Source organism: Flavobacterium sp. (assembly GCF_044368625.1).
Taxonomy (GTDB): Bacteria; Bacteroidota; Bacteroidia; order Flavobacteriales; family Flavobacteriaceae; genus Flavobacterium.
Genome location: NZ_JBIPPD010000252.1, coordinates 1 through 4,128 on the forward strand (window position 1 = coordinate 1; position 4,128 = coordinate 4,128).

Below are 4,128 nucleotides of genomic sequence, written 5' to 3' on the forward strand. Positions count from 1 at the left end.
AGCCGATTACATCAGCATTGAATCGTCCAGCGGAAGCAGTATCGAAGTCAAAGGAAAAGCATTAAAAGCCGAAACATCTTCTTCCAGCGGGAGTTCCATTGATGGCGGTAGTTTGATGGCCAACGACATTTTTGCTCAAACCTCGAGCGGAAGCAGCACAACTGTATTTCCGATACTGAGTTTGAATGCAAAAGCCTCTAGCGGAAGTGAAATTACTTATACAAACATTCCGAAAAAACTCGAAAAAGTAGAAAGTTCGGGTGGAAGTATCACCAAAAAATAACCGCAAATAGCTCCCTGAAAAGAGCTATTTTTTTTTATATTTGGTTAATCAAAATCATTACTATGAAACAAAACAGCGTTTTCACACTATTTACTTTCGGAATAGTGTTGTTTTTATTTACATCTTGTATTTCAATAACACATGTTTCGGGAAGCGACGGCAGTCCTGGACAACCCGGTAAATCCGGCGATTCACGAAATGTAAAAACAAAAGGCAACGGTATAATCACCACACAAAATCGAAGCATTACTGGACAATTTGACAAAATAGAAGTTAGCAGCGGCATTGAAGTAGTTGTATTTCAACAAGAAACTCCGTTAGTAGAAGTTCAAACAGACGAAAATATTCAGGGAATTATCACTACAAAAGTGGAAAATGCCACACTCATCATCTCTGCAAACGGAATGTACAATACCACAAATAAGCCACTGGTTCGTGTACATGTACCAACAATTAGTGGTTTGAAATCCTCGAGTGGTTCCGAGATTGAAAGTGGCACTACTTTAAAATCAAAATCGCTAAGTGTTGTTACTTCTAGTGGAAGTGCAATTACTCTTGAATTGGAAGTGGACTCCATTAATTTGGAATCGTCCAGTGGAAGCGACCTCAAAGTTGCTGGAAAAGCCTTAAAAGTTGAAACTTCATCATCCAGCGGAAGTACTATTGATGCAGGAAAATTGATTGCCAACGAAGTTGTATCACAAACATCGAGCGGGAGTACAACGATTGTTTATCCAGTTAATAATTTTATTGGAAAAGCATCGAGCGGAGGCGAAATTAAATACAGAAACATACCCAAAAAAATGGATAAATCCGAGAGTTCGGGCGGAACCATTACCTCCAATTAAAATAAACGCGTTCCAGAAATGGAGCTATTTTTTATATTTGTAAAAAAAAACCATAAATGAAGCAAATTATTACACTTCTTGCCCTACTACTTCTCACTACTTTGGCATTTTCGCAAAAAGCAGAAAAACTTAAAGGTTCTAAAATTGTGACTACTGGCGAAAAAACGACGGGATTATTTTCTTCTGTTTCGATTGAAGATGATATTCAAGTTTTATTTATTAAAGCTGATAGTTCTGGAATAGAGCTCGAAGCCGACGATAATTTGCAAGAAGCCTTAAAAATTGTAAACAATTCGGGTCGATTGACCGTTGGCTTGAACAATAAATTGAAAAGTTTTAAAAAATTTGAAATCAAACTTTTTTACACAGACGCTTTGAAAAAAATCGAGGCTACCGACCAATCGAAAGTAATGATTTTGGACGAAATGGAACTGGAAGAAATTACTTTTGCTTTGCACAAAAAATCAAAATTATACCTCAACTTAAAAACAAAATTAGCTACAATTGAGGTTAATGACGACGCAGTTGCCGAATTAAATGCAAAATCCGAAAAACTAAATTTCGTATTGACTAAAAATGGAAGCATCAAAGGACTTGTAGCTGCCACCGAGATGAAAGTAGATCAGTATCAGCGAAGCAGCACCACATTTGAGGGTGATGTAATTGATTTAAAATTGCGTATGGACAATAACAGCAAACTTTTTGGCAAAAAACTTACTGCAAAAAATGCCGAAATTTTAGCAGAAAGTTACAGCGAAACCAGCGTTTTTGTAGAAACATCTGTTGTAATTAGTGCATTTGCCAACTCAGAAATTGAGCTTTTTGGCGAGCCCGCTATCGAGTTAAAAAAATTTACAGGAAAAACGGTTTTAAAGAAAAATATTTTGAAATAAAATTTTTCAAAATTTTAGATTTTCTAACTTTTGAACTTTAAAATTTTATTTCTGTTTCTTTTGTAATTCAGCATTTTGCAGAGCAATTTTCGCCGTCCAAAGATCAGCCATTTCCTCAACATCTATTGGATTTGCTGCTGGTTGCGGTGTTAAGCGTCGACTTTTGAAAGCCCGATCTACAATTGTTTCGATCAAATAATCTTCGTACACTTCCATCGGATTGTACTCCGTTTTTAAATTAATATCAAAAACCCGGGCGGTCGAATTGGACCAAAAAGCCTTCCAGCCTGATTTTAGTGTTTTGATTAAAGTAAATGTGGTGCTTCCCGTTTGTCGGTGGATTAATTTTACAAGAATTTGACCGTCTTTTCTCGAAAGTTTTTTGAGTTGCGACTCGAATTCGTTGGTCAAATAATCTTCGGTGATTTTAAAATATTTCTTTTTTTCACGGTTGGTTTTCAATCCAATCATTCCTTTGTTGAGTTGTACTAACCGTTCCGAAGCCAATTTGGCATACGGGTACACTTTGTAAACTCTTCTTTGCAAAATTAAAAAACGCTTTCGAGCATCCTCACTGATTTTTATTTGGTTTTTGTCAATTACGACTTCTTCCAATTCGATGGCAACGCCAAGAACGGTATCTTTTTCTTTAAGATAATCGTCTCGATGATCGGTTACTTGTGCATTTACTTGAAAAGCAAGTAATAGCAATACTAAAAAAAGGCGGTACTTTTTTAACATCCCCATATTCTGTTTTTATTTGAGGTAAATTTATGCAAAAGTACCATACAACTGTAATGCCAAATTTATACTTTAGCAAAAATATTAATTATGAGTACAAAATCAATATTAAAAGAAAGTTCAATCGACTTTTTAGAACGTTATTTAAATAACGCGTCACCAACCGGATTTGAAGCAGAAGGTCAGAAAATTTGGATGGATTATTTGCGTCCGTATGTGGACACATTTATTACCGATACGTATGGTACAGCTGTGGGTGTGATCAATCCCGAAGCTCCTTACAAAGTTATAATTGAAGGACATTCCGATGAGATTTCATGGTATGTGAATTATATTACCGACGACGGGCTTTTGTACGTGATTAGAAACGGTGGTTCGGATCATCAAATTGCCCCTTCAAAACGTGTTAATATTCATACCAAAAAAGGAATTGTAAAAGGCGTTTTTGGTTGGCCAGCAATTCATACCCGAAAGGCGGATAAAGAAGAGAGTGCCAAATTAGACAATATTTTTATTGACATCGGTTGCGAAAATAAAACGCAAGTTTTAGAAAAAGGAGTCCATGTGGGTTGCGTGATTACATATCCCGACGAATTTATGATTTTGAACGATAACAAATTTGTTTGTCGTGCAATTGACAATCGTATGGGAGGATTCATGATAGCAGAAGTCGCTCGATTATTGCACGAAAACAAGAAAACTTTGCCTTTTGGATTGTATATAACCAATTCGGTTCAAGAGGAAGTAGGACTTAGAGGTGCTGAAATGATTACCAAAACTATTCGACCCAATGTTGCTATCGTTACCGACGTTTGCCATGATACTACCACGCCAATGATTGACAAAAAGAGTCAGGGAGAAACAAAAATTGGTGCAGGTCCCGTGATTACCTATGCTCCTGCTGTACAAAATAATTTGCGTGAACTCATTTTGGAAACCGCAGAAAAAAACAATATTCCTTTTCAACGAATGGCTTCTTCTAGAGTAACTGGTACCGATACAGATGCTTTTGCATACAGCAATGGTGGTGTAGCTTCAGCATTGATATCGTTACCTTTACGTTACATGCATACTACGGTAGAAATGGTACATCGAGAAGATGTCGAACACGTGATTGCATTGATTTATCATACGTTACTCAACCTTGAAAACGAAGAAAATTTTTCTTACTTTAAATAAAAAAATAGGGTACAACTTTCAAGAGTTGTACCCTATTTTTATATCTTTTACGTCTTTTAAATATGTTGAGCTTTGTAAGTTCAAGTTATAAGTGCAACAGATAAATTAAAAACACTTGGAGTTTTCCTCCAAGTGTTTAAGGTCAAAAGCCTAAATTTGTCTTGCATGAAAAAATATAAACAAT

General features: G+C 36.0%; 5 protein-coding genes. 4 read left to right on the forward strand and 1 reads right to left on the reverse strand.

Going from position 1 to position 4,128, the window contains the following annotated elements; translation table 11 throughout:
* The 3 genes from ACIQ2X_RS14280 to ACIQ2X_RS14290 all read left to right on the forward strand — a co-directional run.
* Window positions 1-283: GIN domain-containing protein (locus ACIQ2X_RS14280; protein ID WP_396179616.1), on the forward strand; the 283-nt coding region annotated here is incomplete at its 5' end.
* A 62-nt stretch (window positions 284-345) separates the two neighbouring features.
* Window positions 346-1,131: a head GIN domain-containing protein gene (locus ACIQ2X_RS14285; RefSeq protein WP_396179617.1), complete on the forward strand. Its 786-nt coding sequence runs from the start codon at window positions 346-348 to the stop codon at window positions 1,129-1,131.
* A 56-nt stretch (window positions 1,132-1,187) separates the two neighbouring features.
* Window positions 1,188-2,024 (forward strand): GIN domain-containing protein, encoded by an 837-nt coding sequence (locus ACIQ2X_RS14290; protein ID WP_396179618.1) that lies wholly within the window; start codon window positions 1,188-1,190, stop codon window positions 2,022-2,024.
* Between the two features lie 45 nt (window positions 2,025-2,069).
* On the opposite strand, the gene ACIQ2X_RS14295 is transcribed toward ACIQ2X_RS14290, so the two are convergent.
* Window positions 2,070-2,765 carry a DUF4294 domain-containing protein gene (locus tag ACIQ2X_RS14295; protein WP_396179620.1) on the reverse strand — a complete coding sequence of 232 codons (696 nt, stop codon included), beginning with the start codon at window positions 2,763-2,765 and terminating at the stop codon, window positions 2,070-2,072.
* Window positions 2,766-2,855: 90 nt separating this feature from the next.
* Between ACIQ2X_RS14295 and ACIQ2X_RS14300 the strand changes: the two genes are divergently transcribed.
* Window positions 2,856-3,944, forward strand: coding sequence for a M42 family metallopeptidase (locus ACIQ2X_RS14300; protein ID WP_396179621.1), 1,089 nt, complete (start codon window positions 2,856-2,858; stop codon window positions 3,942-3,944).
* The last annotated feature ends 184 nt before the right edge of the window (window positions 3,945-4,128 follow it).

Excerpts from the sequence above, each read along its gene's own strand:
- ACIQ2X_RS14285 (WP_396179617.1), top strand. The coding sequence starts at position 346 with ATGAAACAAAACAGCGTTTTCACACTATTTACTTTCGGAATAGTGTTG.
- ACIQ2X_RS14290 (WP_396179618.1), top strand. The coding sequence starts at position 1,188 with ATGAAGCAAATTATTACACTTCTTGCCCTACTACTTCTCACTACTTTG.
- ACIQ2X_RS14295 (WP_396179620.1), bottom strand. The coding sequence starts at position 2,765 with ATGTTAAAAAAGTACCGCCTTTTTTTAGTATTGCTATTACTTGCTTTT.
- ACIQ2X_RS14300 (WP_396179621.1), top strand. The coding sequence starts at position 2,856 with ATGAGTACAAAATCAATATTAAAAGAAAGTTCAATCGACTTTTTAGAA.